The sequence below is a fragment of the Stenotrophomonas sp. 78350_Sma genome, assembly GCF_056482105.1.
In genome coordinates this window covers 1,687,095-1,709,715 of record NZ_CM151182.1, presented here as the reverse complement: position 1 = coordinate 1,709,715, position 22,621 = coordinate 1,687,095, and the positions used below count along the sequence as shown (strand labels likewise).

24 protein-coding genes are annotated in these 22,621 nt (G+C 66.0%); 17 read left to right on the top strand and 7 right to left on the bottom strand.

What is annotated here, in order from left to right; all coding sequences use genetic code 11:
- The first annotated feature begins 6 nt into the window (after positions 1 to 6).
- The 13 genes from ACZK4H_RS07915 (at position 7) to ACZK4H_RS07855 (ending at position 13,059) form a co-directional block, all read left to right on the top strand.
- Entirely contained in the window at positions 7 to 405 is a 399-nt protein-coding gene (locus ACZK4H_RS07915; RefSeq protein ID WP_003153632.1) for a TIGR03750 family conjugal transfer protein, read from the top strand.
- Positions 402 to 1,094: a PFL_4703 family integrating conjugative element protein gene (locus tag ACZK4H_RS07910; protein ID WP_004350603.1), complete on the top strand. Its 693-nt coding sequence runs from the start codon at positions 402 to 404 to the stop codon at positions 1,092 to 1,094. Before ACZK4H_RS07915 ends, ACZK4H_RS07910 begins: the two co-directional genes overlap by 4 nt.
- The gene (locus ACZK4H_RS07905) at positions 1,091 to 2,002 is read left to right on the top strand and encodes a TIGR03749 family integrating conjugative element protein (RefSeq protein ID WP_004350604.1); all 912 of its coding nucleotides are present in this window, start codon (positions 1,091 to 1,093) and stop codon (positions 2,000 to 2,002) included. Before ACZK4H_RS07910 ends, ACZK4H_RS07905 begins: the two co-directional genes overlap by 4 nt.
- Positions 1,992 to 3,410 (top strand): TIGR03752 family integrating conjugative element protein, encoded by a 1,419-nt coding sequence (locus tag ACZK4H_RS07900; protein WP_004350605.1) that lies wholly within the window; start codon positions 1,992 to 1,994, stop codon positions 3,408 to 3,410. Before ACZK4H_RS07905 ends, ACZK4H_RS07900 begins: the two co-directional genes overlap by 11 nt.
- Positions 3,391 to 3,831 (top strand): TIGR03751 family conjugal transfer lipoprotein, encoded by a 441-nt coding sequence (locus ACZK4H_RS07895; protein ID WP_003149753.1) that lies wholly within the window; start codon positions 3,391 to 3,393, stop codon positions 3,829 to 3,831. Before ACZK4H_RS07900 ends, ACZK4H_RS07895 begins: the two co-directional genes overlap by 20 nt.
- Positions 3,831 to 6,722 carry a conjugative transfer ATPase gene (locus ACZK4H_RS07890; RefSeq protein ID WP_011516996.1) on the top strand — a complete coding sequence of 964 codons (2,892 nt, stop codon included), beginning with the start codon at positions 3,831 to 3,833 and terminating at the stop codon, positions 6,720 to 6,722. Before ACZK4H_RS07895 ends, ACZK4H_RS07890 begins: the two co-directional genes overlap by 1 nt.
- Positions 6,723 to 6,746: 24 nt before the next feature.
- Positions 6,747 to 7,511, top strand: a complete 765-nt coding sequence (locus ACZK4H_RS07885; RefSeq protein ID WP_003149757.1) for a DsbA family protein — start codon at positions 6,747 to 6,749, stop codon at positions 7,509 to 7,511.
- 175 nt (positions 7,512 to 7,686) lie between these two features.
- The gene (radC, locus tag ACZK4H_RS07880) at positions 7,687 to 8,181 is read left to right on the top strand and encodes a RadC family protein (RefSeq protein ID WP_003149760.1); all 495 of its coding nucleotides are present in this window, start codon (positions 7,687 to 7,689) and stop codon (positions 8,179 to 8,181) included.
- Between the two features lie 164 nt (positions 8,182 to 8,345).
- Positions 8,346 to 8,792, top strand: coding sequence for a TIGR03757 family integrating conjugative element protein (locus ACZK4H_RS07875; RefSeq protein WP_004350615.1), 447 nt, complete (start codon positions 8,346 to 8,348; stop codon positions 8,790 to 8,792).
- Positions 8,789 to 9,739: a TIGR03756 family integrating conjugative element protein gene (locus tag ACZK4H_RS07870; protein ID WP_004350617.1), complete on the top strand. Its 951-nt coding sequence runs from the start codon at positions 8,789 to 8,791 to the stop codon at positions 9,737 to 9,739. The genes ACZK4H_RS07875 and ACZK4H_RS07870 overlap by 4 nt, the downstream gene beginning before the upstream one ends.
- A gap of 9 nt (positions 9,740 to 9,748) precedes the next feature.
- Positions 9,749 to 11,143, top strand: coding sequence for an integrating conjugative element protein (locus ACZK4H_RS07865; RefSeq protein ID WP_003149765.1), 1,395 nt, complete (start codon positions 9,749 to 9,751; stop codon positions 11,141 to 11,143).
- Positions 11,140 to 11,496 carry a hypothetical protein gene (locus ACZK4H_RS07860; RefSeq protein ID WP_003149767.1) on the top strand — a complete coding sequence of 119 codons (357 nt, stop codon included), beginning with the start codon at positions 11,140 to 11,142 and terminating at the stop codon, positions 11,494 to 11,496. The genes ACZK4H_RS07865 and ACZK4H_RS07860 overlap by 4 nt, the downstream gene beginning before the upstream one ends.
- A gap of 15 nt (positions 11,497 to 11,511) precedes the next feature.
- Entirely contained in the window at positions 11,512 to 13,059 is a 1,548-nt protein-coding gene (locus ACZK4H_RS07855; protein WP_004350620.1) for a conjugal transfer protein TraG N-terminal domain-containing protein, read from the top strand.
- Positions 13,060 to 13,074: 15 nt separating this feature from the next.
- On the opposite strand, the gene ACZK4H_RS07850 is transcribed toward ACZK4H_RS07855, so the two are convergent.
- The 3 genes from ACZK4H_RS07850 to ACZK4H_RS07840 all read right to left on the bottom strand — a co-directional run bounded on the left by ACZK4H_RS07850 (position 13,075) and on the right by ACZK4H_RS07840 (position 14,779).
- Complete coding sequence (locus ACZK4H_RS07850; protein ID WP_003149770.1) at positions 13,075 to 13,434, bottom strand: DUF3742 family protein; 360 nt, start codon at positions 13,432 to 13,434, stop codon at positions 13,075 to 13,077.
- Between the two features lie 73 nt (positions 13,435 to 13,507).
- A complete protein-coding gene (locus tag ACZK4H_RS07845; protein ID WP_003149772.1) occupies positions 13,508 to 14,140 on the bottom strand; it encodes an RES family NAD+ phosphorylase in 633 nt (210 codons plus the stop codon).
- Positions 14,141 to 14,152: 12 nt separating this feature from the next.
- Positions 14,153 to 14,779, bottom strand: coding sequence for a hypothetical protein (locus ACZK4H_RS07840; protein WP_003149774.1), 627 nt, complete (start codon positions 14,777 to 14,779; stop codon positions 14,153 to 14,155).
- 315 nt (positions 14,780 to 15,094) lie between these two features.
- On the opposite strand from ACZK4H_RS07840, the gene mobH reads away from it, so the two are divergent.
- Complete coding sequence (gene mobH, locus ACZK4H_RS07835) at positions 15,095 to 16,987, top strand: MobH family relaxase (protein WP_004350623.1); 1,893 nt, start codon at positions 15,095 to 15,097, stop codon at positions 16,985 to 16,987.
- A 47-nt stretch (positions 16,988 to 17,034) separates the two neighbouring features.
- On the opposite strand, the gene ACZK4H_RS07830 is transcribed toward mobH, so the two are convergent.
- A complete protein-coding gene (locus ACZK4H_RS07830) occupies positions 17,035 to 18,030 on the bottom strand; it encodes an AraC family transcriptional regulator (RefSeq protein ID WP_004350625.1) in 996 nt (331 codons plus the stop codon).
- Positions 18,031 to 18,441: 411 nt separating this feature from the next.
- On the opposite strand from ACZK4H_RS07830, the gene ACZK4H_RS07825 reads away from it, so the two are divergent.
- Positions 18,442 to 19,236, top strand: a complete 795-nt coding sequence (locus ACZK4H_RS07825; RefSeq protein WP_004350627.1) for a crotonase/enoyl-CoA hydratase family protein — start codon at positions 18,442 to 18,444, stop codon at positions 19,234 to 19,236.
- 59 nt (positions 19,237 to 19,295) lie between these two features.
- Here ACZK4H_RS07825 and ACZK4H_RS07820 read toward each other — a convergent pair whose 3' ends face one another.
- The 3 genes from ACZK4H_RS07820 to ACZK4H_RS07810 all read right to left on the bottom strand — a co-directional run bounded on the left by ACZK4H_RS07820 (position 19,296) and on the right by ACZK4H_RS07810 (position 21,392).
- Positions 19,296 to 19,667 (bottom strand): DsrE family protein, encoded by a 372-nt coding sequence (locus tag ACZK4H_RS07820; RefSeq protein WP_003149783.1) that lies wholly within the window; start codon positions 19,665 to 19,667, stop codon positions 19,296 to 19,298.
- A gap of 110 nt (positions 19,668 to 19,777) precedes the next feature.
- Positions 19,778 to 20,155 carry a carboxymuconolactone decarboxylase family protein gene (locus tag ACZK4H_RS07815; RefSeq protein WP_004350630.1) on the bottom strand — a complete coding sequence of 126 codons (378 nt, stop codon included), beginning with the start codon at positions 20,153 to 20,155 and terminating at the stop codon, positions 19,778 to 19,780.
- 76 nt (positions 20,156 to 20,231) lie between these two features.
- Positions 20,232 to 21,392, bottom strand: coding sequence for an MFS transporter (locus ACZK4H_RS07810; RefSeq protein WP_239503704.1), 1,161 nt, complete (start codon positions 21,390 to 21,392; stop codon positions 20,232 to 20,234).
- Positions 21,393 to 21,610: 218 nt separating this feature from the next.
- Here ACZK4H_RS07810 and ACZK4H_RS07805 point away from each other — a divergent pair, with 218 nt between their 5' ends.
- Together ACZK4H_RS07805 and ACZK4H_RS07800 are read left to right on the top strand one after the other, a co-directional pair.
- Positions 21,611 to 21,919: an ArsR/SmtB family transcription factor gene (locus ACZK4H_RS07805; RefSeq protein WP_227492951.1), complete on the top strand. Its 309-nt coding sequence runs from the start codon at positions 21,611 to 21,613 to the stop codon at positions 21,917 to 21,919.
- Between the two features lie 22 nt (positions 21,920 to 21,941).
- Positions 21,942 to 22,469 carry a rhodanese family protein gene (locus ACZK4H_RS07800; RefSeq protein ID WP_004350638.1) on the top strand — a complete coding sequence of 176 codons (528 nt, stop codon included), beginning with the start codon at positions 21,942 to 21,944 and terminating at the stop codon, positions 22,467 to 22,469.
- The last annotated feature ends 152 nt before the right edge of the window (positions 22,470 to 22,621 follow it).

The following is a 22,621-nucleotide window of genomic DNA, read 5'->3' as shown; positions in this document are numbered from 1 at the left end:
GCCGGTATGTCCGAGCAGCAGCACGTCCGTGCGGACGGGACGGTCACGTTCCTTCCGCACCGGCTCAACCGCCATCCCGTTGTCGTGCGCGGCCTCACCGCCGACGAGCTGTGGATCTGCTGCGGCCTGTCCGGCGCCGCCGGCCTGCTGGTCGGCGCGCCGCTTTCGTGGGTGTTCCGCACGATCGCCATCGCACCGACGTTCGTTGTCCTGGGCGTGGCCTTGGGCGTGTTCATCGGCGGCGGCATCCTGCGCCGCCTCAAGCGTGGGCGCCCCGACACCTGGCTTTATCGGCAGTTGCAGTGGCGCATCGCAACGGGCCATCCGCTGATGGCCGGCTGGGTGGGCGGCCACGTGCTGATCTCGCGCTCGGGCTTCTGGTCCACCCGCAGGAGCATGCGATGAGTCGCTTCAAGAACGAGATCGCCCACCTGCAGGCGCACATCAAGACCTTGCGCCTGGGCGCGGGCGCGCTGGTCATTGTCGCCCTGGTCATGGGCGGCGGCTGGTGGAGCGCGCCGCGCGACCTGACCATCCACGTCCCGCCCGACCTGCGCTCTGGCAGTACCCGCAAGTGGTGGGAAGTGCCGCCCGAATCGGTCTATGCGTTCACGTTCTACGTGTTCCAGACGCTGAACCGCTGGCCGACCAATGGCGAAGAAGACTACTCGCGCAACCTCCACACGCTCTCGCCGTACCTCACCCCGTCCTGCCAGGCCTTCCTTCGCGCGGACTACGACTACCGCCGCTCCACCGGCGAGCTACGCCAGCGCGTGCGCGGCATCTACGAGATTCCCGGCCGCGGCTATGGCGACGACCCCACGGCGCGCGTGCGCACCGTGTCCGATCGCGACTGGGTGGTGACGCTGGACATCACGGCGGACGAGTACTACGGCGCCGAGCAGGTCAAGCGCGCCCTGGTGCGTTATCCGATCAAGGTCACGCGGGTGGACGTCGATCCCGCCCGCAACCCGTTCGGCCTGGCGCTGGACTGCTACGAAGGCGCGCCCCAGCGCATCAGTGCACCGGAGCCGGCGCGCCCGGCGTCGAGTGGCCTGTCTCCGCAAGCGCCTCAAGGAGGAAACACCCCATGAAGCATCCTGTACTCGCGCTGCTGGGGCTACTGGCCGTGGCCGCGGCACCCGTCGCCCAGGCGGTGGAGATCCTGCGTTGGGAACGCATGCCACTGGCAGTGCCGCTGAAGGTCGGTCAGGAACGCATCGTGTTCATCGACCGGAACGTGCGCGTGGGCGTGCCCGCGGGCGTGGGCGAACGCCTGCGCGTGCAGAGTGCGGGTGGCGCGGTGTACCTGCGCGCCAGCGAGCCGATCGAGCCCACGCGGTTGCAACTGCAGGACGCCGACACGGGCGCGCTGATCCTGCTGGACATCGCAGCCGAACCGCCCAAGGACGGGGAAGCCGAGCTGGAGCCGGTGCGCATCGTCGAGGGTGACAGCGCACCGGGACGCTATGGCGAGCAGGCCGACAGTGCCGAGGCCCCGGCACGCGCCCAGGGCCAGGCAGGTGCGCGGACCGCGCGGCGCGAAACTCCGGTCCCTGTCGTGCTGACGCGCTTCGCCGCGCAGAACCTCTACGCACCGCTGCGCACCGTCGAGCCGCTTCCGGGCGTCATGCGGGTCAACCTGCCCCGCGACCTCGACCTGGACACACTGATGCCAACGCTGCCGGTGCGCGCGGTCGCGCTCGCGTCGTGGCGCCTGGAAGACCAATGGGTGACTGCCGTGCGCCTTACCAACACCGGCGCCGACTGGGTCGCGCTCGACCCGCGCGTGCTGCAAGGCGATTTCCTCACCGCCACCTTCCAGCACGAGGCGCTGGGCCCGCGCGGCACGCCCGAGGACACGACCGTCCTCTACCTGGTCACGGGCGGCCGCGGCCTCGCGCAGTCGCTGCTGCCGGCGATTCACCGCTTCGACCCTGCCGTGCATCTGCCGCAGCCGGACGGCGACGAGAACGCCAAGGAGGCCCGCCATGCGCAGTAACGGCCTGCTCAAGTGGCTGATGATCCCTGTCGCCATCCTGGTGCTGTTCGTCGGTATCCGGCTGTTCTCGGGTGGAGGCAGCACGGCGCCACCCGCGGCGGACAACGGCGCCCAGCTCACGCCCGAGGAAATGAAGGCGCTGGGCATCGAAGGCGACACCCCGCGCGACACCGTGGCGACGCTCGTTGCCCAAGTGAAGCAGTTGCGCACCGAGCTTCAGACCGCGCTCTCGGACAACAAGTCGCAGCGTGAAGAGAACCAGCGACTGCGCCAGCGCGAGAACTCCATCGACCAGCGCATCAACTCGGCGCTCGAATCCGAGCGGTCCAACCTGCGCCGCGACCAGGAGCAGGCGGCCAGCGCGCGCCAGCAGACCGAAGGGCTGCTCGCCGACCTGCAGCGGCGCCTGGACAGCATCGGCGGGCGCGGCGGCGGCCATGCGGACCTGCCCGTGGGCCTGGGGCTGCAGGGCGGCGACGAGGCCGGCATGGAGGGCGGCGTGCGGTGGGTCGAGCCGGACGACGCAAAGCCCGCCGAGGGGCGCAACGGCGGTCGTGGCGCGAGCGGCGGAATGAGCTTCCCCACGAGCTTCGGCCCGGCGCAGAGCACGCTCGAAACCACCGCGGAAACCGTGGCCAACGCGGGCGCCCGCGCCTCTGGGGTCAAGAGTGCCAAGCCGGTCTATACCGTGCCGACCAACTCCACGCTCATGGGTTCGGTCGCCATGACCGCGCTGATCGGCCGCGTGCCGATCGACGGCACGGTCAACGATCCCTATCCGTTCAAAGTCCTGGTCGGGCCGGACAACCTGACCGCCAATGGCATCGACATTCCCGACGTGGCCGGCGCCGTGTTCAGCGGCACCGCATCGGGCGACTGGACGCTTTCGTGCGTGCGCGGCCAGGTGCGCAGCATCACGTTCGTCTTCAACGACGGCACGATCCGCACGATCCCCGAAGACCGCGAGGGCAACCAGCAGAACAACCAGCAACGCGACGGCTTGGGCTGGATCAGCGACCCGCACGGCATCCCCTGCGTCAGCGGCGAGCGGCGCAGCAACGCCCAGCAGTACCTCGGCTCGCAGGCCCTGATCACCGCGGCCGGTGCCGGCGTGGCCTCGCTCATCGAGAGCGACAGCGGCCGCATGTCCTATGTCGGCTCGGACGGCTCCATCGGCACCGTGGGCATCACCGGCCAGGAAGCGGTCGGCCAGATTCTCGCGGGCGGTGTCCGGGACATGTCGGCCTGGGTCAACAAGCTCTACGGCCAGGCGTTCGCCGCCGTCTATGTGCAGCCCGGCGCCAAGGTCGCCGTCCACCTCGAAAAACCGCTCGCCATCGACTTCGATCCCGAAGGCCGCAAGGTCGATCACCGCGCAGGAGAAAGCCATGCTCTCGAACTCGATTAAGGGCCTGGTGCTGGCCCTCGCCGTCGCGGTGCTCGGCGGCTGCGCCACCAGCAAGGAAAAGCTGCTGACCCACGGTGACCGCACGATGATGGACATCTGGCAGCAGGAGGCCGGCGACGGCGGTGGCGCAGCCGGACGGAACGCCGGCCGCCAGCTGCTCGATGCGCGCCAGAGCCTGCGTCGGCCCCTGACCGACGCCGACGTGCAGGCCGCACCTGTCGAGCAGATGCGCTACACGCGCACCGCGCGCAATGAGGTCCACCGCCAGTTCCAGCGCCTGCCCAATCCCGATCTCGTGATGTACGTGTACCCGCATCTGGCCGGCACCGATCCCGTGCCGGTGCCCGGCTACACGACCGTCTTCCCGCTCTACCAGCGCATCCAGTACGCGATGCCGGGCGAGCGCGTGGAGGACTACTGATGCGGTGGAAACTCCCATGGCCGAAGCTGGCCGGCGCCGGCTCCAGTAGCCCGGCTAGCGATGAGCAGCCGGACAGCTGGCAGCGCCACGTCGAGGCCTTGCGCCAGGCCGGCATCCCCGAACCCGGTTCGGCAGTCCACGGCCGCAAGCCAGCGACCGTGGCCGACGAGCAGGCGCTGTACGACGTTGCGCCGTCCTTCGTGGAACTGCTGCCCTGGGTGGAGTTCTTGCCCGGGTCGAAATCGATGCTCCTGGAGGATGGCCAATCGGTGGCGGCGTTCTACGAACTGGTGCCGCTGGGCACCGAAGGCCGGGAACCCGGCTGGCTCGCGCATGCCCGCGACGCCCTGGAAAACGCGCTTCAGGACAGTTTCGATGAACTGGACGAGAACCCGTGGGTGCTCCAGCTCTATGCCCAGGACGAACCGAGCTTCGACCAGTACATGCAGACCTTGCGCGATTACGTGCAGCCACGTGCGCGCGGCTCGGCGTTCACCGAGTTCTACTTGCGCTTCTTCGGCCACCACCTGCGCGCTGTGGCCAAGCCCGGCGGCCTGTTCGAGGACACGGTGGTTACGCGGCTGCGCTGGCGCGGGCAGACGCGGCGTGTGCGCATGGTGGTGTACCGCCGCGCGAGTGGACAGGGACAGGCAAACCGCCGCGGCCAGACACCCGAGCAGATGCTGGGCATCGTCTGCGACCGCCTATGCGGCGGCCTGGCGAACGCCGGCATCCAGGCCCGGCGCATGGTTGCAGCGGACGTTCACGACTGGCTGCTGCGATGGTTCAACCCGCGCCCCACGCTGCTCGGCCCTGGGGTGGAGGACCGGGAGCGCTTCTACGCGTTGGCGCGCTATCCGGACAGTACCGAGGAAAGCGAGGCCGGCGAGATCGAGTTGGCGAGCGGGCGGGATTTCAGCCAGCGGCTGTTCTTTGGGCAGCCGCGCTCGGACGTGGCGCAAGGGGCCTGGTACTTCGACGGCATGCCGCACCGCGTGCTGATCACCGACCGGCTGCGCATGCCGCCCGGCACCGGGCACCTGACCGGCGAGACCCGCAAGGGAGACGCGATCAACACGCTATTCGATCAGATGCCCGAGGACACCTTGATGTGTCTCACCATGGTGGCCACGCCGCAGGACGTCCTCGAATCGGACCTCAACCATCTGGCGAAGAAAGCTGTGGGCGAGACGCTGGCGTCGGAGCAGACGCTCAAGGACGTGCATGAAGCCCGCTCCCTGATCGGCAGCGCGCACAAGCTCTACCGGGGCACTCTGGCGTTCTACCTACGCGGGCGCGACGAGGCGGAACTGGATCGGCGCGGCCTGGACCTCGCGAACGTGATGCTCAACGCCGGCCTGCAGCCGGTGCGCGAGGACGACGAGGTGGCGCCGCTCAACAGCTACCTGCGCTGGCTGCCGTGCTGCTACAACCCCGGCAAGGACCGGCGCCGGTGGTACACGCAACTGATGTTCGCCCAGCACGCGGCGAACCTGTCGCCGGTGTGGGGCCGCGCCCAGGGCACGGGGCACCCCGGCATCACGATGTTCAATCGCGGAGGCGGCCCGATTACGTTTGACCCCTTGAACAGGTTGGATCGGCAGATGAATGCCCATCTGTTCCTGTTCGGTCCCACGGGCTCGGGCAAGAGCGCCACGCTCAACAACCTGCTGAACCAGGTCACCGCGATCTATCGGCCGCGCCTCTTCATCGTGGAAGCCGGCAACAGCTTCGGCTTGTTCAGCGACTTCGCCAGGCGCCTGGGGCTGACCGTGAACCGGGTCAAGCTGGCACCCGGCTCGGGCATCAGCCTGGCGCCGTTCGCCGACGCACGCCGGCTGATCGAAACGCCCAGCGACGTGCAGACGCTCGATGCCGATGCACTGGACGAAGACCTGCCACCGGATGCCTCGGCCATGGAGGCGGACGAGCAGCGCGACGTGCTGGGCGAGCTGGAGATCACGGCACGGCTGATGATCACGGGCGGCGAAGACAAGGAAGAAGCGCGGATGACGCGGGCCGACCGCTCGCTGATCCGCCAGTGCATCCTCGACGCGGCCGAACATTGCGTGGCAGAGAAGCGCACTGTGCTCACGCGCGATGTGCGCAATGCGCTGCGCACCCGCGGCCAGGACCCGACGTTGCCCGAGATGCGGCGCGTGCGGCTGCTGGAGATGGCGGACGCGATGGACATGTTCTGCCAAGGCACGGACGGCGAGATGTTCGACCGCGACGGCACGCCGTGGCCCGAGGCCGACATCACGCTGGTCGATCTGGCGACCTACGCCCGCGAGGGCTACAACGCGCAGCTCTCGATCGCGTACATCAGCCTCATCAGCACGGTGAACAACATCGCGGAGCGTGACCAGTATCTCGGCCGCCCGATCATCAACGTGACCGACGAAGGCCACGTGATCACCAAGAACCCGCTGCTCGCGCCGTATACCGTGAAAATTACAAAAATGTGGCGCAAGCTGGGGGCCTGGTACTGGCTAGCTACACAAAATATTGACGACCTACCGCGCGCCGCGGAGCCGATGCTCAACATGATCGAGTGGTGGATCTGCCTGTCGATGCCCCCCGATGAAGTGGAGAAGATCGCGCGGTTCCGCGAACTGAGCCAAGCGCAGAAAGCGCTGATGCTCTCGGCACGCAAGGAAGCGGGCAAGTTCACCGAGGGCGTCATCCTCTCCAAGAGCATGGAGGTGCTCTTCCGCGCCGTGCCGCCGAGCCTGTATCTCGCGCTCGCGCAGACCGAACCCGAAGAGAAGGCCGAGCGCTACCAGCTCATGCAGCAGCACGGCGTCAGCGAGTTGGATGCCGCCTTCAAGGTGGCCGAGAAGATCGACCGGGCACGCGGCATCGAGTCGCCGGCCCTGGACCTGCCCTGAATCTGCCGTACACCGGAGAACGCCATGGAACAGAAACGCCCATCCATTCCGATGCAGGTCCAGGCGTTCCGTCGTCGGCGCTGGCAGTTCCGCTGGCCCTGGGCATTGGCCGCGGTGCTGGTTGCGCTGCTGCTGATCTGGCTCGTGTCACGTTCGCCAGGCGGGTCCACACCTCAGACTTCGGCGCCAGTCAGCGACACGCAGGTGGCTGGGCCTCCGTGGCAGATGGGCAATCCGGAAGGGCGTTTCACGCTGACGCTCTACGCGGACCTCGAATGCCCGTTCTGCCGGTCCTATTTTCCAGTGCTCAAGCGTTGGGTGGCCGGCAATGCGGACGTGACCTTGCAATGGCACCACCTGCCGTTGGCCGCGCATGAGCCAGCCGCGTCCGCCGAAGCGCGCCTGGCGGAATGCGCGGGCGAAGCCGGCAGCCATGCCGCCTTTTGGCAGGCCGTCGAATGGGTCTATGCCCACACGCGGAGCGACGGCCAGGGCTTGCCTGAAGGGCTGCGCTACCCCGACCTCACTCCAGCGATCGAGCAGTGTCTGGCGAGCGAGCGGCCCGATGCACCGATCCGCGCCCAGACGGCGGAAGCCACGAACAGCGGCGTGATCGCCACGCCATCGCTGCGGCTGCACGATCGCGAAACCGGCAAGGCGATCCTGCTGCAGGGCCCGATCGAGGGCGATGCCTTGCTGTCGGCCATGGACATGCTCGCGGCCGGCGATCCCGCCGCCATACCCACATCGGAAATGCCTGCCGACGTCGTCGGCGACATGCCCAGGTAGCCCCGGTCTTCAAGGCTACGGCGCAGTCCGCTGCGCTGACCGCAACCCGTTCGCCTCGCATCCTGGCCGCGAACGATCACCGCCACCGCGGTGATGGATGCACCTTGTTCGTTCCCCAGGAGGGCTTGCCCTCCCCGGGCGCGCGCCCTCCGATCTCACCATTTGGAGGTTCGCCATGTCTTTCGTCGTCAATGACTCCTGCCTGGAGTCGCTTTCCGCCATCGCTGCCCAGCACGAGGACTGGATCATCCAGCAAGCCATTGCGCTGCTGGAGAAGCGGGTTTTCAAAGCGGGTCCGAAACTCCTCGACCCCACGGCCGTGCGCGACTACCTGCGCGTGAAGCTGGTGGCCGAGCCCAACGAAATATTCGTCGCTGTGTTCCTGGACAGCATGCACCAGGTACTGGCCTACGAGCCGCTGTTCAGGGGCACGATCAACGCGACTTCGGTCTATCCGCGTGTCGTTGTGCAGCGTGTTCTGCAGTTGAATGCGGCCGCGGTGGTCTTCGCGCACCAGCACCCCTCGGGCATTTCCGAGCCGTCGAGCGCGGATCGCATGCTGACCCAGCAACTGCAGGCCGCGCTGGCGCTCATCGATGTGCGGGTACTGGACCACATCATCGTCGGCCAGGGTGCCCCGTTCTCCTTTGCGGAGTCCGGCCTGCTGTAAGGGTTGTACTGCTTCGTTGATCAGCGCGGAGGCTTCGGCCTCCGCATTTTTCTGCGCGGCGACACAAGCAGGTATGCGGGGTGGCCGCGATGCGCATTGTTTGTTGGGGCCGCATGGGGTTCGGCGTTTGACTATGGCCCTGATCAACTTCCGGGGTGCAAGACATGCCAGGAGCTTTTACCCGGTTCGCACCAGGCTGGCGAACCCTTGGCCTGGCCATCGTGCTGCCGGCGTCGTTCGCGGCATTCAGCCCGGCCGCGTTCGCCGCCGACGTGGTGGTCGTCACCGACAGCCGCCACCCGGTCAAGACCATGGGCGGCGAGCGGCTGATCGAGCTGGACCGGGCATCCGGGCTCGAAGCAGAGCTTTCCGCAGATCTGCCAGCCGACCCCGAGCGCGCAGCAGCCATCGTCCGGCAACGCCTGAACCAAGGCGGCACCGACCTTCAGCGCCGCATTGGCACCGCCTACCAGGGCATCACCGACGCATGGAGTTTGGGTGTCACGACCATCCCGGCCGTCGTGGTGGACCAACGCTATGTGGTCTATGGCGAGCCTGACGTGGCCCGGGCCGTGTCCTGCATCGAGCAGCACCGGAGGAGGCAACCGTGACCTATCGCCCATTCGACCTGCTGCGCCGCCTGCGCGTCGCCGTGGCCTCGCTGCTGCTGGTCAGCGCCACGGGCAGCTACGCCCTGAACACCGTCACCATCGTGTCCTCCGTCATGTCGCCGGACTGCCTGGAGTACCGGGTGGTGGGCATCTGCTACTGGCTGTATTGCACCTATGGCGGCTGCTCGGTGCGCACGTCCACCAAGGTCCGGCACTACGTCCCCGATGCGGTCGTCTCCAGCTACAGCAACACCGGAGAGAACCCCTGGGTCGAAGTGCGAGCGATGAGCATGCCGAACGCCTCGGCCCAGGCAGGCGGCGACGGCACCACCAACGAAGACCACGAAAACAACCTCGCCAAATTCAAGAACGCCGATGTCATCGGCCATCCCGGCGGCGAGGTGTTCAACCAGTTCGCCTCGTCCTCGGGCTATTTTTGCCAAGGCGCGGGAACGGCCTTCATGCCGTATCTGCTCAGCACCTTGGACACGCTGGCCTGGCGCTACAACGTGCCCGAGATGGCCTACCCGGAGGCGCTGATCCCGGGCCGGCGCGAGGTCGGTGCGCGCACCACGATGAACCTCTGGGGCAATGTCTATCCGCGCGGCGGCTTCCTGCACCAGACCGACGACCACAAATCCGGGGCGGTCGTGGCTCAGCGCGCCGGTGACGTCGTCACGCGGCGCGGGCAGTTGCACGTGTACCAGCCGCTGCTCGCCAACGCGCGTGATGGCTACTGGCCGGCCGGCGCGCTGATGGAAGGTGATGCCTCGACCGGCAAGTGGCAGGAACTGACGCCGCGCCTGTCGAACACCTGCGTGGTGTTCCCCCACAGCGGCACGCTGACCCAAGCCCAGCAAGGCGACTACGCGTGGGCGCTGTGGCGTCCGTATGCGTGCTGCGAACGCCGGGGCCAGGTGTTCCTCGGCAGCGTCGATTTCCTCTGAGGTGCCACGATGAAGCGTCCTGAACCGAAGAACCTGTCCACCAAGGCGTGCCGCCTGCTGCGCCCGACGGCACTGGCCGGCACGCTCGCCCTGGTCTGCGGCCTGGCGTGGGCACAGGTCGGATACCAGAACAGCGGCCCCGTCATTGGCGATGACGTCATGTACTCGATCGGCGGCGGCAGCGCGGTGTCCATGGGCCGCGCGGCCGGCATGCGCTCCATCGGGGTCGGTGTGGGGTGGAACAGCAACCTGATCTGCGGCGACATGAGCATCCAGACCACGCTGCGCAATCAGCTCAACGGCATCACGAACGGCTTTCAGCAGATCATGAGCAACGTAATCCAGAGCGCCACCAGCGCGGTAGCGTCCCTGCCGGCGCTGATCATTCAGCGCGCCGATCCGGGCCTGTACAACCTGCTGACCAACGGCGTGCTGCAGGCGCGGCTGGACTTCGACCGCTCCAAGCTGACGTGCCGCGCCATGGCGGAGAAGATGGCCGAGACAGCGGGTGGCCAGCTTGGCTGGAGCCAGATGGCCGAAGGCATGGCCTTGCGTGACGCGGTTGGCAGCAACGATGCCGTGTCGGCCGTCGAGCAGGCCGAGACGCGCCGCGGCAACGACGGCGTGCCCTGGGTGGGTGGCAGCAATGCTGGTGGCGCAGGCCAGTCCGCCATCCGGGTGGTCGGCGACGTCACCCGCGCGGGCTACAACCTGGTCAACGGTCGTGGCGTGACGGACACATCCTCCATCGCGTCCGCCAGTTGTGCGAGCCTGTCCTGCCAGACCTGGACGTCGCCGCAGCAGGCGACCGAATGGGCCACGCGGGTCCTCGGAGAGCAGGTGCAGCGCACCTGCGACTCCTGCACCAAGACCGAGACGGTGCCCGGCGTCGGGCTGACGCCGCTGATCCAGGAAGAGTACGAGGCGAAGCTGGAGGTCCTTCAGGAGCTGGTTTCCGGCACGCGCACTACCACCTTTGAGAACCTGCGCGAGGCTGGCAGCACGTCGCTGCCAATCACGCGTGGCGTGATCGAGGCGCTGCGCGACGAGCCGGACCAGGACCTTCTGGCGCGGCGCCTCGCGTCGGAGGTGGCGCTGTCGTCGGTGCTGGAAAAAGCGCTGCTGCTCCAGCGCACGCTGCTCACGGGCAAGAAGGAGCCCAACGTCGCAGCCAACGAACTCGCGGTCAAGGCCGTGAACCACGAGAGCGACACGCTCGACCGGGAGATCCGCAACCTGAAGACGGAGCTGGAGCTTCGGCGCGAGCTGGCAAACAACTCACCGATGGCCATCATCCAGCGGCACGGTACGCGCGCGGCAGGCTCGCGCGGCATCTACGAGGGTGATCCGGTACCCGACCGCCTCGACCAGTTGCAGAAGGGCAATCCAGGAGCCAGGCCATGAGCGCGGCGCGCATGACTTGGCGCCCCTTGCGCTGGCTGTTCAGCCGGCGCGCGGCGAAGGCGCTGCTGTGGACGGTGCTGATCGTTGCCGCCGCGGTCGCGGCCAACATCGCCGGCATCTACCTGGTCGGCAGCGTTGCCGGCTGGGAGCGGTGGCTCGCCGCCGCTGCGGGTTACTTATTCGTGTGGCGGCTGTGTCTATACGGGGCGACGGTGTACGGGTGGATCTGGATGCGCCGCCGGCTGCTGGTACGTGAGGACGACGCCCAGGCGCGGCACCGCCTGGTGCGCACCGAGATCGCAGGCGTCGTCGCCATCGTGGCGCTGGAAGCCAGCCTGTTGATGCAGGGCTGAGAGGAGATTCGGGCCATGACTCTGTTCACGACCGACTACCTGGAGTATTACCTTACGCTGGTGTCCTGGATCGTCAACAACGGCATCTGGGCCGTGCTGGTATCCAGCGGCGTCTTCGCGCTGCCTTTCGTGGCGATCATCGTGCAGGAGTGGTTGAAGGCCCGTGCAGAAGGCGCCGACGAGGGCAATAAAGGCGTGCTGAGCGCCGCCCGCATCGAGAACCGGGTCTTCGTCGCCATCGTGGTGGTGATGTTCGCGGGCATCCCGTTCATCGACGTGGACCTCAACACCATCCAGTACGACAGCTCGCGCTCGGCGCAATGCCAGGTCAGTGTGCCGCAGCCCTCGAATACCGGCTGGTCGCAATCTTTCAGCACCATCAACAACCAGTCGGCGAAGGTGCCGGTGTGGTGGGCGTTCATGCACGCGCTCTCGCGCGCCGTCACGGGCGCTTCAGTGGCAGCGATCCCGTGCGGCACGGACCTGCGGCAGATGCGCATGGAGATCGACGCGACTCGCATTGACGACCCAGTGTTGGCTCAGGAAGTAGCGGATTTCTCGCGGGATTGCTATGGGGCTGCGCGGGCGAAATTGTTCATGCAGCGGCCTCAACTCGATGAGCAGCAGCTGCACGACGTAACCTGGATCGGCTCACGCTTCTTCACGGACACGAACGGCTACTACGACACATACCGTTCCAGCACCCCGCGCGAGGACTGGCCCTATGACAGCACGCGCGACGCAGGGCTTGCGCAGGTGGCCAGCGGCGGCGGCTATCCGACCTGCAGGCAATGGTGGGCCGATGGCAGCAATGGACTGCGGGCACGCTTGCTGGGTCAGGTGGACCCGAGCCTGCTCAATCGCCTGGCGGGCTGGGCTGGCTTCCTGAGCCGTGCCGAGGTGGACGATTCGGTGATCCGCGCGATCGCGTCACCGCGACAGCAGAAGCTGAACCAAGGCAGCGTCTATACGGACTACGGTGGCCAGATCGAAATGACCGACCCAAACATCATCACCCGGGCGGCGGCCGACGTAGGACTGGCGGTAGGCTCGCTGGGCTACTTCCCCTCCATGGATGCAATGCGCCAGGCTCTTCCGATGGTGCTGGCGCTCTTGAAGATGGCGCTGGTTGTCTGCATTCCGGTGGTGCTCATGGTTAGCACCTACAACCTGAAAACACTCGTGACGGTCAGCGTGGTGCAGTTTGCGCTGTTCTTCGTGGATTTCTGGTTCCAACTCGCGCGCTGGATCGACAGCACCATTCTGGACGCGCTCTACGGATGGGGCTGGGGATGGAACCGGCCGCATACGAATTTCGATCCGGTCATGGGCCTCAACAATGCCTTCGGAGACATGCTGTTGAATTTCGTCATGGCGACGATGTTCATCGTGCTGCCCTTGTTCTGGGTAACCGCCTTGGGATGGGCGGGCTACGCCGTGGGGGGCATGTTGCAAGGGCTTGCTGCTGGTACGGCAGGCGCCAAAGCGGCCGGCGGCAAAGCCGCCGACATGGCCTTTGGCGGCGCTATGAAGTGGGCATCGACACCCAGCAAGAGGAAGTAGTGCCTTGCTTCTTCGCTAGGTCTCATCAGATGGATCATGTGAATCTATCCGATACTCATCGTGGGTATAGAGGCCAAAACCGGCGTGCCCGTGCCGCCACTCTGGTTCGGGCGGCTCCCATTCGACGGTATCGTGCCCCCGGGCCACAAACACCAGCGCGACCAGCAGCAACGCCAGCCAGAAAGCAACGTAGAGCAGCAGCCCCAGGACAGCCAGTTTGCCGGCCCACAGCAGCGCGGCGGCGGCAGCCAACGGCACACCCTTGGACACCAACCAGTTCGACGCCCGACGTTCGCTGCGCGCATAGGCGCGCCACCCGCGGCCAAGGGCGCGGCCGAGGCGTTCCGCAGTGCTGATGCGGGTCGTGGTGCTCATGGTCGTCTCCTGCTACTGAGGGATGCCTATTCCAATTTGGTCCATTTCATTCTGCTGCGGGCTTCAAAGTGCTTCATGACGCTTCGTCATCCGGTTCCACCGGGCCGGGGTCAGGCTCCACGTCGACGCGATACGTGGCAACGAAGTGCGGCCAGTCCACATGGTCCACCAGGTCGATGTCATCGACAACGCCTACCTTTGCTGCCGCACGCTCGAACAGGGCGATGCTCTTGGCGGGATAGTTGTTGCGCGACGGATAGAGCACCCCGTCGAACAGCGCTTGGCCGTCGTCTCCGAGAATTGCATGCACCTGGGCGGACACTTGCTGCGTGTGCGTGTAGTCGCGGCTGGCCAACTGCTCCAGGTTCAGGCCGAAGTAGCCCGCCATGACGCCCGGCGCCGTGAGGTCGGCCAAGAGCACATCGTCCATCACGCCTACTGCGCGCACCATCCGGGCCTGGACTTCTTTCAGCGCGATCGAGCGCTTCGTGTCCGCAAGCCACTGGTGCTTATGAAACACCGACTCCATCAGCGCCGTGGGCAGGTCGCGCCCCAGGTAGAGCACGCCGTAGGCCCGCGCCGGGTCATCGTAGCGATTGGTGCTGCTGCGGCCATAGTACAGCGGGCTGCCCCGATAGACGACGCGGCTCACATGCTGGAGCAGTTCACCGGCATCGATCAGGAACGAAGGCAGCTCGTGGCTCATGGCGATCTCGCTTCAATGCACCTGAACGCCCAGTACGTTGAACACGGCATCGGCCACGTCATCGATCGTGCTGTGCGTCACCGCATCCACCGGCGAGCGGCCGCCCAAGCCTTCGAGCGGTTCGGACAGCGCGCGGTAGATCGTCCAGGGGTCGATGCCCTCGACCTCCTGAAGCACGGTTTGGGTCAACTGCTGCTTTACCGGGTCGAGCTGCCAGTCGGGCAGCTTCTGACCGCGCGGCCCCACGTTCAGCGCCAACAGCCGACGGGCGAGGATGTCCTTGTAGATCTGCTGGCGCGACTTGTCCGCCAGCTTGGCGTACTCGGGGATCGGCAGGTTATGCGGCTGGTTGAAGGCTTCCAGCAACACGGCGCGGCCTCGCTGGACGTCGGTTTCAGTCGGTGCCCAGCGCGTTTCGGTGCGCAGCGCGGCCGCCTTGCGTGCCAGGGCCTGCCCCACCGTCTCTCCGTCCAAGTTGGCGGGCAGCTTCACCGCCTCCACGCGCTCGTGAATGAAAGCCTGCAACTCGGCCGCGAAAGCCGGCGCATCCCGGATTTCGACGGTATCCGCGAAGCGGCGCACATCCTCCACCGTGACGCGCGGCAGGCGATCGGCAATGAATTCAATGGCATTGGGCATGGTGATCTCCCAGGCAGGTTTGAGACAGGATTCACTCTAGTCTCTATTGTCGCTTTTGTCAACTTTGTCGCCTTTCGAGAACCTGCCCGGCGGAAGCGGCGTCCACTCAGCATAGAGCGCGACCAGCACCGGCTCGCCGTCCAATCCATTCCACCGAGTTCCCCATTGACGCTGGAATCGCATCCCGTGCCCCGCTATACCGAAACGGTGAAAGGCCAGAGGGCCGAAATGGCAAGGGAACGGGGTGCAAGGGGAAAGGCCCTACCTCGAAAAGGCCAAAAGGCCTCCCGATCGGCCCGTCATCAGGACACCCACATGCTTTCCCTGTTCCAGCGAAAACGGCCCGCGGTCGCTACCGCTCCAACGCCACCACCCGCATCCGACCTCCCGAAAGGGTTGATGCGGCCCGAGTCGGCCGCATCGCTGCTGGCCACCCCGCGTCGGCAGAAGCTGCTGGAGCACATCTGGCAGCGCACGTCTCTGTCGCGCAAGCAGTTCGCCGTCCTGTACCGCGCGCCGCTGGAGCGCTACGCCGAACTGGTTCAGGCCTTCCCGGCTTCCGAATCGCATCATCATGCGTACCCGGGCGGGATGCTCGACCATGGCCTGGAGATCGTTGCCTATGCCCTCAAGCTGCGGCAGTCCCATCTGCTTCCCATCGGCGCAAGCCCCGAGGACCAAGCTGCGCAGGCTGAAGCCTGGACTGCTGCGGTCGCCTATGCCGCGTTGTTGCACGACATCGGCAAGATCGCCGTCGATCTGCACGTCGAACTGGCCGATGGCTCGCTGTGGCACCCGTGGTACGGTCCGCTGCACCAGCCGTACCGCTTCCGCTACCGCGACGATCGCGAATACCGCCTGCACAGCGCGGCGACGGGCTTGCTCTACCGCCAACTGCTGGACACCCAACTCCTGGACTGGCTCAGTGACTATCGCGACCTGTGGGGACCGCTGCTCTACGTCCTGGCCGGCCAGTACGAGCATGCCGGTGTGCTGGGCGAACTCGTGGTGCAGGCCGACCGCGCCTCCGTGGCCCAGGAACTGGGCGGCGATCCGGCGCGCGCCATGGCCGCGCCCAAGCACGCGCTGCAACGCAAGCTGCTTGACGGGTTGCGCTACCTGCTCAAGGAAGAGTTGAAGTTGAATCAGCCCGAGGCCTCCGATGGCTGGCTCACCGAGGATGCCTTGTGGCTGGTGAGCAAGACGGTCTCGGACAAGCTGCGCGCGCACCTGTTATCGCAGGGCATCGATGGCATCCCTGCGAACAACACCGCCGTCTTCAACGTGCTGCAGGACCACGGCATGTTGCAGCCCACACTGGACGGGAAGGCGGTCTGGCGGGCGACCGTGACCAGCAACGCCGGCTGGACCCACTCATTCACGCTGCTGCGCCTCGCACCTGCGCTGATCTGGGAGGCTGGCGAGCGACCGGCGCCGTTCGCCGGGACGGTAGCGATCGACACGTCACCTGTCGAGAAGCACGCCGCTGCGGCATCGTCGCCGGAGGTCGCGGCGAAACCGACCCCAGGAGGTCAGGAATCGCCGCCATGGGAAGGCGGCAGCGCTGCTGACCCAATTATCGCCCCCCTGGCTGAGGCCATGCCCGACGTCATGGAGGATCTGCTGACGATGGTAGGAATGGGCGATTCGTCCGCCACACAGCAGGATGAGTCAACCATCCCCACCGAACTCTCTGCCACACGCCCTGAAGCACCACCACCATCGATCGTGGCATCTTCACCCTCATCACCGGCGCCCGCGGCCACACCAGCAGCGACAACGGTGCAGCCATCTGGCGAGCACTTCATGGCATGGCTGAAACAGGGGATTGCCTCGCGTCGGCTCATCATCAATGACGCGAAGGCACTCGTGCATACCGTCAGCGATACCGCATACTTGGTCAGCCCAGGAGTGTTCCAGCGATACGCTCAAGAGCATCCGCAGTTGGCAGCCATTGCCCGCCAGGAAAAACTGGAGCCGTGGCAGTGGGCACAAAAGCGCTTCGAGAAGCTGGCCGCGCACCGCAAGCAGGCCAGCGGCCTGAACATCTGGACTTGTCACGTCTCAGGGCCGCGCAAATCGCGGCAGTTGCACGGCTACCTGTTGACGCAGCCCGGTGCGTTGTTCGAGCGAGTGCCGCCCAACAACCCCTACTTGTGCCTCTTCAACGAGGAGGCGGGGCGTGAAGTCTCGCTGGCTGCGAAATGAGGATATCCAGTGGGCGCGGTCCGGATGCCCGCTCTTCGGTGCACAGGTCAGAGCGTAACCCCATGGGAAATGCCCTGCTGCGCCGCCCGGTATCGTCCGGGGGTCATACCCGTCCAGTGGCGGAACGCGCGGTGGAAGACGGCAGGGGCACTGAAGCCCAAAGCATCGGATATCTCCTCCAGTGAGCTGTCGTTGCGCACAAGGTGGAGGATGGCCAGATCCCTGCGCAACTCATCCTTGATGCCCTGGAACGACAGCCCTTCCTGCTGCAGCTTGCGCATCAATGTCCGCGAGGACATGTGCAGCCGGCTGGAAACATCGTCCAGCGTCCGTCCGAGATCCACATGCAGCAGCTCACGCACCTTCAGCCGGAGGGCGTGCTGGTGGTAGGAGGTGAAAATCCAGTCGCGCGGCGCCCGCTCCAGGAAGCTGCGCGCGTCGGACGCGCTGCGTTTCGGCCGGACCTTTGCGAGTTCGGCGTGAAAGGTGATCTGAGAGAGGGGTCCGCAGAAATCGATCGGGGCCGGAAACAGGATCGAATAGTCGGCTGCAAATGATGGGCGTGGAAAAGCGAAGGCCACACTGCGCACCGGGACCTCTCGGCCGGCGAGCCATGACACGATGCCGTGCGTCAGCTTCAGCATCAGTGCGTGCCCGAATCGGTTCCCCCCCGCTTTGGAAGACCGCGGGACAAGTTCCAAGCGCAAGGAGGCGTCTGCCTTCGTGAGACTCAGCCTGTAGTCGTCCAGCAGCAGGTTCCAGACCTGCGTGAAGCGATACAGCGCTACCTCGATGCTTGGCGCGTCCATGACCGCTCGGACGATGTACTTCAAAGCGCCGGTCCGTATGGGCCGGCTCCACAGTCCCATCATTTCATCGCCGGTGGCAGCGGCGCTTCGTCGGTACAGCCCGACCAGTTGATCGTGCGTCAGACGCGAGCCGGGGTGGCTGATGAATGCCTTCACGATGCCGGCCTGCTGCAGGCAGCGATCCAGGGCCTGGTCCGAGCACAGCGAGCGCAGGCTGCGCAGCAGGTCCTCCACCAGATCGCATGAGACCGTGGCCGCCGCGACGGCATTTGGGCTCGCAGGAAGTCCTCTTGGCGGCCTGACGAGATTGTCAGTTTTTGCAAATTTCACGGCGCTATTGGCAATTGAGCCCAGCATCCCCGGTAAGTAATCTACGGGCATGGAAAAGGTAAAGGCCCCTCAATAGTATCGGCTGCGAGGTTCGACCGCGATTCCGGCGGTCTCTCTGCACTTCGCGCCCAGGCCAGGCTCAGTGCGCAAGAATTGGCAACATTGGCATAGATCCTCGGCCTTGAACGGATGGTCCGCTTCAGTGCGGGCCATGCCGTCACCGCAGCGGCGAGGCGGCCGATGCCTGCCGGACCGAGCATATCGACCTGCCCGCCGCAGACCACCATGTTCATGACCCACTGCAAGGAGAACTTCATGTCCGAGCCCATTCTGCTGACCTCCGAACAAGACAACATCGGCATCGTCACGCTCAACATGGCGCACAAGCGCAACGCGCTCAATGAGGAAGCGATCGCCGCCATCGACGCCTATTTCTCAGCGGTGCCCAGCCACATCCGGGCCATCCTCCTGACGGCCAAGGGCGATCACTTCTGTGCCGGCCTGGACCTCAAGGAACATCACGACAAGGCACGCAGCGGCGTCGAGTTCATGCGCGTCTGCCAGGGCTGGCACCGCGCGTTCGACAAGATCCAGCATGGCGGCATTCCCGTGGTCGCCTGCCTGCAGGGAGCGGTCGTGGGCGGCGGGCTGGAACTGGCCAGCGCAGCCCACGTGCGCGTTGCCGACAGCCGCACCTTCTTCGCACTGCCCGAGGGCACCCGAGGCATCTTCACGGGCGGCGGCGCCACGGTGCGCACTGCGCGGATCATCTCCGCCCCTCGCATGGTGGAGATGATGCTCACCGGACGGGTCCTCGATGCGCGGGAGGGCCGCGAACTGGGTTTGGCCCACTACGTATGCGACATCGCGAAAGGCGACACGCCCGCACCCGAGTTCGCCCTGACCCTCGCAAAGAAGATCGCGGGCAATGCGCCCCTTTCAAACTACGCCATCGTCAGCGCCATCAGCCGCATCGCCGACATGTCGGCCACGGACGGGCTGTTCACCGAGGGGCTGGTGATGGCCATGATCCAGCAGGGTGACGATGTGCAGGAGCGCCTGGGCGATTTCGTGAACAAGAAGGCGCACAAGGTCCAACTGAATGCTTGATCTTCAAGACGCGCGCTACCGGCCTCGGCCAGCGATGCGCGACCGCGTCATGGCTGGGCTCAGGTCACTTGCAAGGACCCCCTGGCGCCCATCAGCAACTCCACCACATCGGGTGCGTTGATGACGCTAAAACGCGGGTCCATCTGCGCGGCGGTCATACCGTTGTGGATCATGCACGAGCCGCAGATGGCAATGCGACCTCCCTTTTCCAAGAATTTCTCCAGCAGATCGGCAACGGGTTCGAAAGGCTTGCCGATGTCCAATCCAGCGGCCGCGCCGGGTTGTCCCAGTTCCACGGCTTCCACCATCAGGATGATGGTCGCCGTATGTCCCTTGAGCAGCGCGTTGAGCGCCATGATGAAGGTCACGGTCACCTTGTTGGGATTGCTTCTTCCGTCAAAAATGGTCGCAACGAAGTCGGTGGTCTGCATGGCTAGGTCCTTGTGATAAACAGCGACTGTGGGGATGCGAGTTGGAGGGTGCAAAGCTCTGGCACCGGATGCAGGCGGTCCGCGGCGCCGCACGACGGACCGGGCCCAGGCTACGGGGCGCTGGCCGGCGCGCCCGGAATGCTGGACAGCGCCGCGAACTCGTTGAAGGCGGCCACCGCGTTCGATGCGTACATCGCCGACGGACCCCCTCCCATATAGATGGCCACGCCCAGGGCCTCATGGACCTCCGCAGCCGTCGCGCCGAGCTTGACCAATGCCTTGGCATGAAAGCCGATGCAGCCATCGCACCGCGCGGCCACGCCGATCGCCAACGCGATCAGCTCTTTCGTCTTGGCGTCGAGTGCGCCGTCGGCGATCGCTGCCTTGCCCATCTCACCAAAACTCTTCATGACCTGCGGCACTCCCTTGTGCAGGGGCGCCAGGTGAGCCACCACGTCCTGCGTCAGTTGCCGGTAACTTGTCGTCATCGCGAACTCCTCATGGTTTTGGAACATCGAATATGAAACCGGGTTGACCCGCACGCTCGACCGGACCCAGACGGCTTCATGGCGCAGCGGCCGCCGCCGACTGCCGGCGGTTGCGCCAAGCCAGCCAACCCAGCAGGGCCAGCACGAGCGCGATGAGGGGCAGCATCAGGCCGTTGATGGTTTCCCAGCCCGAGGTGTTCAGCAGCCGGCCCGACCCGAACGAGGCGACGGCCACGGTGCCGAACACCAGGAAATCGTTGAGTGCCTGCACCTTGGCGCGCTCGGGCGCGGTGTAGCAGTCGGTCACCAGCGCCGTGGCGCCGATGAAGCCGAAATTCCAGCCCACGCCCAGCAGGATCAGCGAGCCCCAGAAGTGCAGAAGTTCGAGGCCGGCCAGGGCCAGCAGGCCAGAGGTGCCGATCAACACCAGTCCGCACGCCGTGATGGCGGTCTTGCCGAAACGCGCGATCAGGTGGCCGGTGAAGAAGCTCGGCGCAAACATGGCGAGCACGTGCCACTGGATGCCCAGCGCCGCCTCGCCCACGGTGTGGCCGCAACCCACCATGGCCATCGGCGCGGCCGTCATGATGAAAGCCATCAGGCCGTAGGACACGATGCCCGCCGTGACGGCCACGACGAAGCCTGGACTGCGCGCGATCACTGCCAGCGGGCGCGCCGCGCCCACGACGGCGGACGCCTGGGGCGGCGGCATGCGCAGCATCAGCAGCAGCGGCAAGGCCAGCAGCGCCAGGCCCGCCTGCCCGAGGAAGCTGCCAGCGAACGGCGCCATGGGCCAGGCGTCGCGCGTCCAGATGACGACCTGCGGGCCGATGACCGCGGCGATCAGGCCGCCGATCATGATGCGCGAGATGACGGTGGCGCGCTGCGGCGGCGGCACCGCATCGCTGGCCGCGAAGCGGTAGCTCTGCACGCACGCGCCGTAGAAGCCAGCCATCGCCGTGCCCACGCAGAAGGTCTCGAAACTGCCCCACAGGACGCCCAATGCGGCGATGAGCCCGGACACCGAACCCAGCAGCGCCCCCAACGCATAGGCCGCGCGCCGGCCCAGACGACGCATCAGCAGGGCCGCAGGGATGGTCGACAGCGCCAGCCCCAGGTTGTAGAGGCTGACCGGCAGTGTGGCCAGCGAAGGGTTGCTGGCCAGCATCTGACCCACGATGCCGCCCAGCGAAATGATGATGGGTGGCGCGGCGCCGCCCAGCGATTGGGCGGCCATCAGCAGGCCCACATTGCGGCGGGCATCTGTCGCAGCGGGCGGTGGCAGCGAAGCAGGTGGCGTCATGAACGAATCAGGAATGAGGTGTCAGGCGAACCCACGCCGCAGCATGAGAACACCGGCAGGAAGACCTGCCGCACTTCCTGCCTTCGAGGAAGTGCCTTGATATTTTATTAGCTTATGCTAAATTAGATACATGTTAAATACAAGCTGCCATGATGGTTGACAAGAAAGACCAGTCGTTTCTACAGGACGGCGCGGCCAAGGCTGCGGCCATGCTGCGGACGGTCGGCAATGAGCATCGCCTGCTCGTTCTCTGCCTGCTGATCGAGCATGGCGAGATGACCGTCGGTGCCCTGCACGAAAACGTGGCGCTGAGCCAGTCCGCCTTGTCCCAGCACCTGGCCAAGATGCGCGAGGAAGGCCTGGTGACCTATCGGCGAGAGTCGCAGACCCTGCACTACCGTATCGACAACCCCGACGTGGCCAAGCTCATCGCCACGCTCAAGGCCATCTTCTGTCCCTGATCCACCCTCGGAGGCCATTGCCATGTCCCTGAAATCCATCTCGCCCCAAGCTGCCAGCGAACTCATGAACCAGGGTGCCGTTCTGGTGGACATCCGTGCGGCGGACGAACATGCCCGTGAGCGCATCGCGCAGGCACGCCATGTGCCGATGGACCGCTTGCGAAGCGGCGGCCTGCCGCTCGACGGCGCTTCGGCAATCATCTTCCACTGCCGCTCGGGCAACCGGACGCGGGTGAACGCCCCGACGCTGGGGGCATGCACGGCCTGCGAGGCCTACGTGCTTGAAGGCGGGCTGGACGCCTGGAAGAAGGCCGGCCTGCCCGTCGTGGCGGACGCCTCTCAACCCCTGGAGCTGCAACGGCAGGTGCAGATTGTTGCGGGGTCCTTGATCGTGCTGGGTGCCGTGCTGGGCGCCACGATTTCGCCATGGTTCCATGTGCTTTCGGGCTTCGTGGGCGCGGGGCTGGTCTTCGCCGGTGTCTCGGGGTTCTGTGGGCTCGCGCGCGTGCTGATGCGCATGCCCTGGAACCGCCGCGCGCTGGCCGGCTGAGTCTACGGGTGGGGAAGCGATTTCTTCACTCGGCCGCCGGTCGGCAAGAACATGCGACGGCAAGTTTTTAATTTTGAGTTAATTCGACCCGGACACCATCTGGCATGTGAGAACGACCCACAAACATCCGATCAAGGGAGCTTGGGCGACAA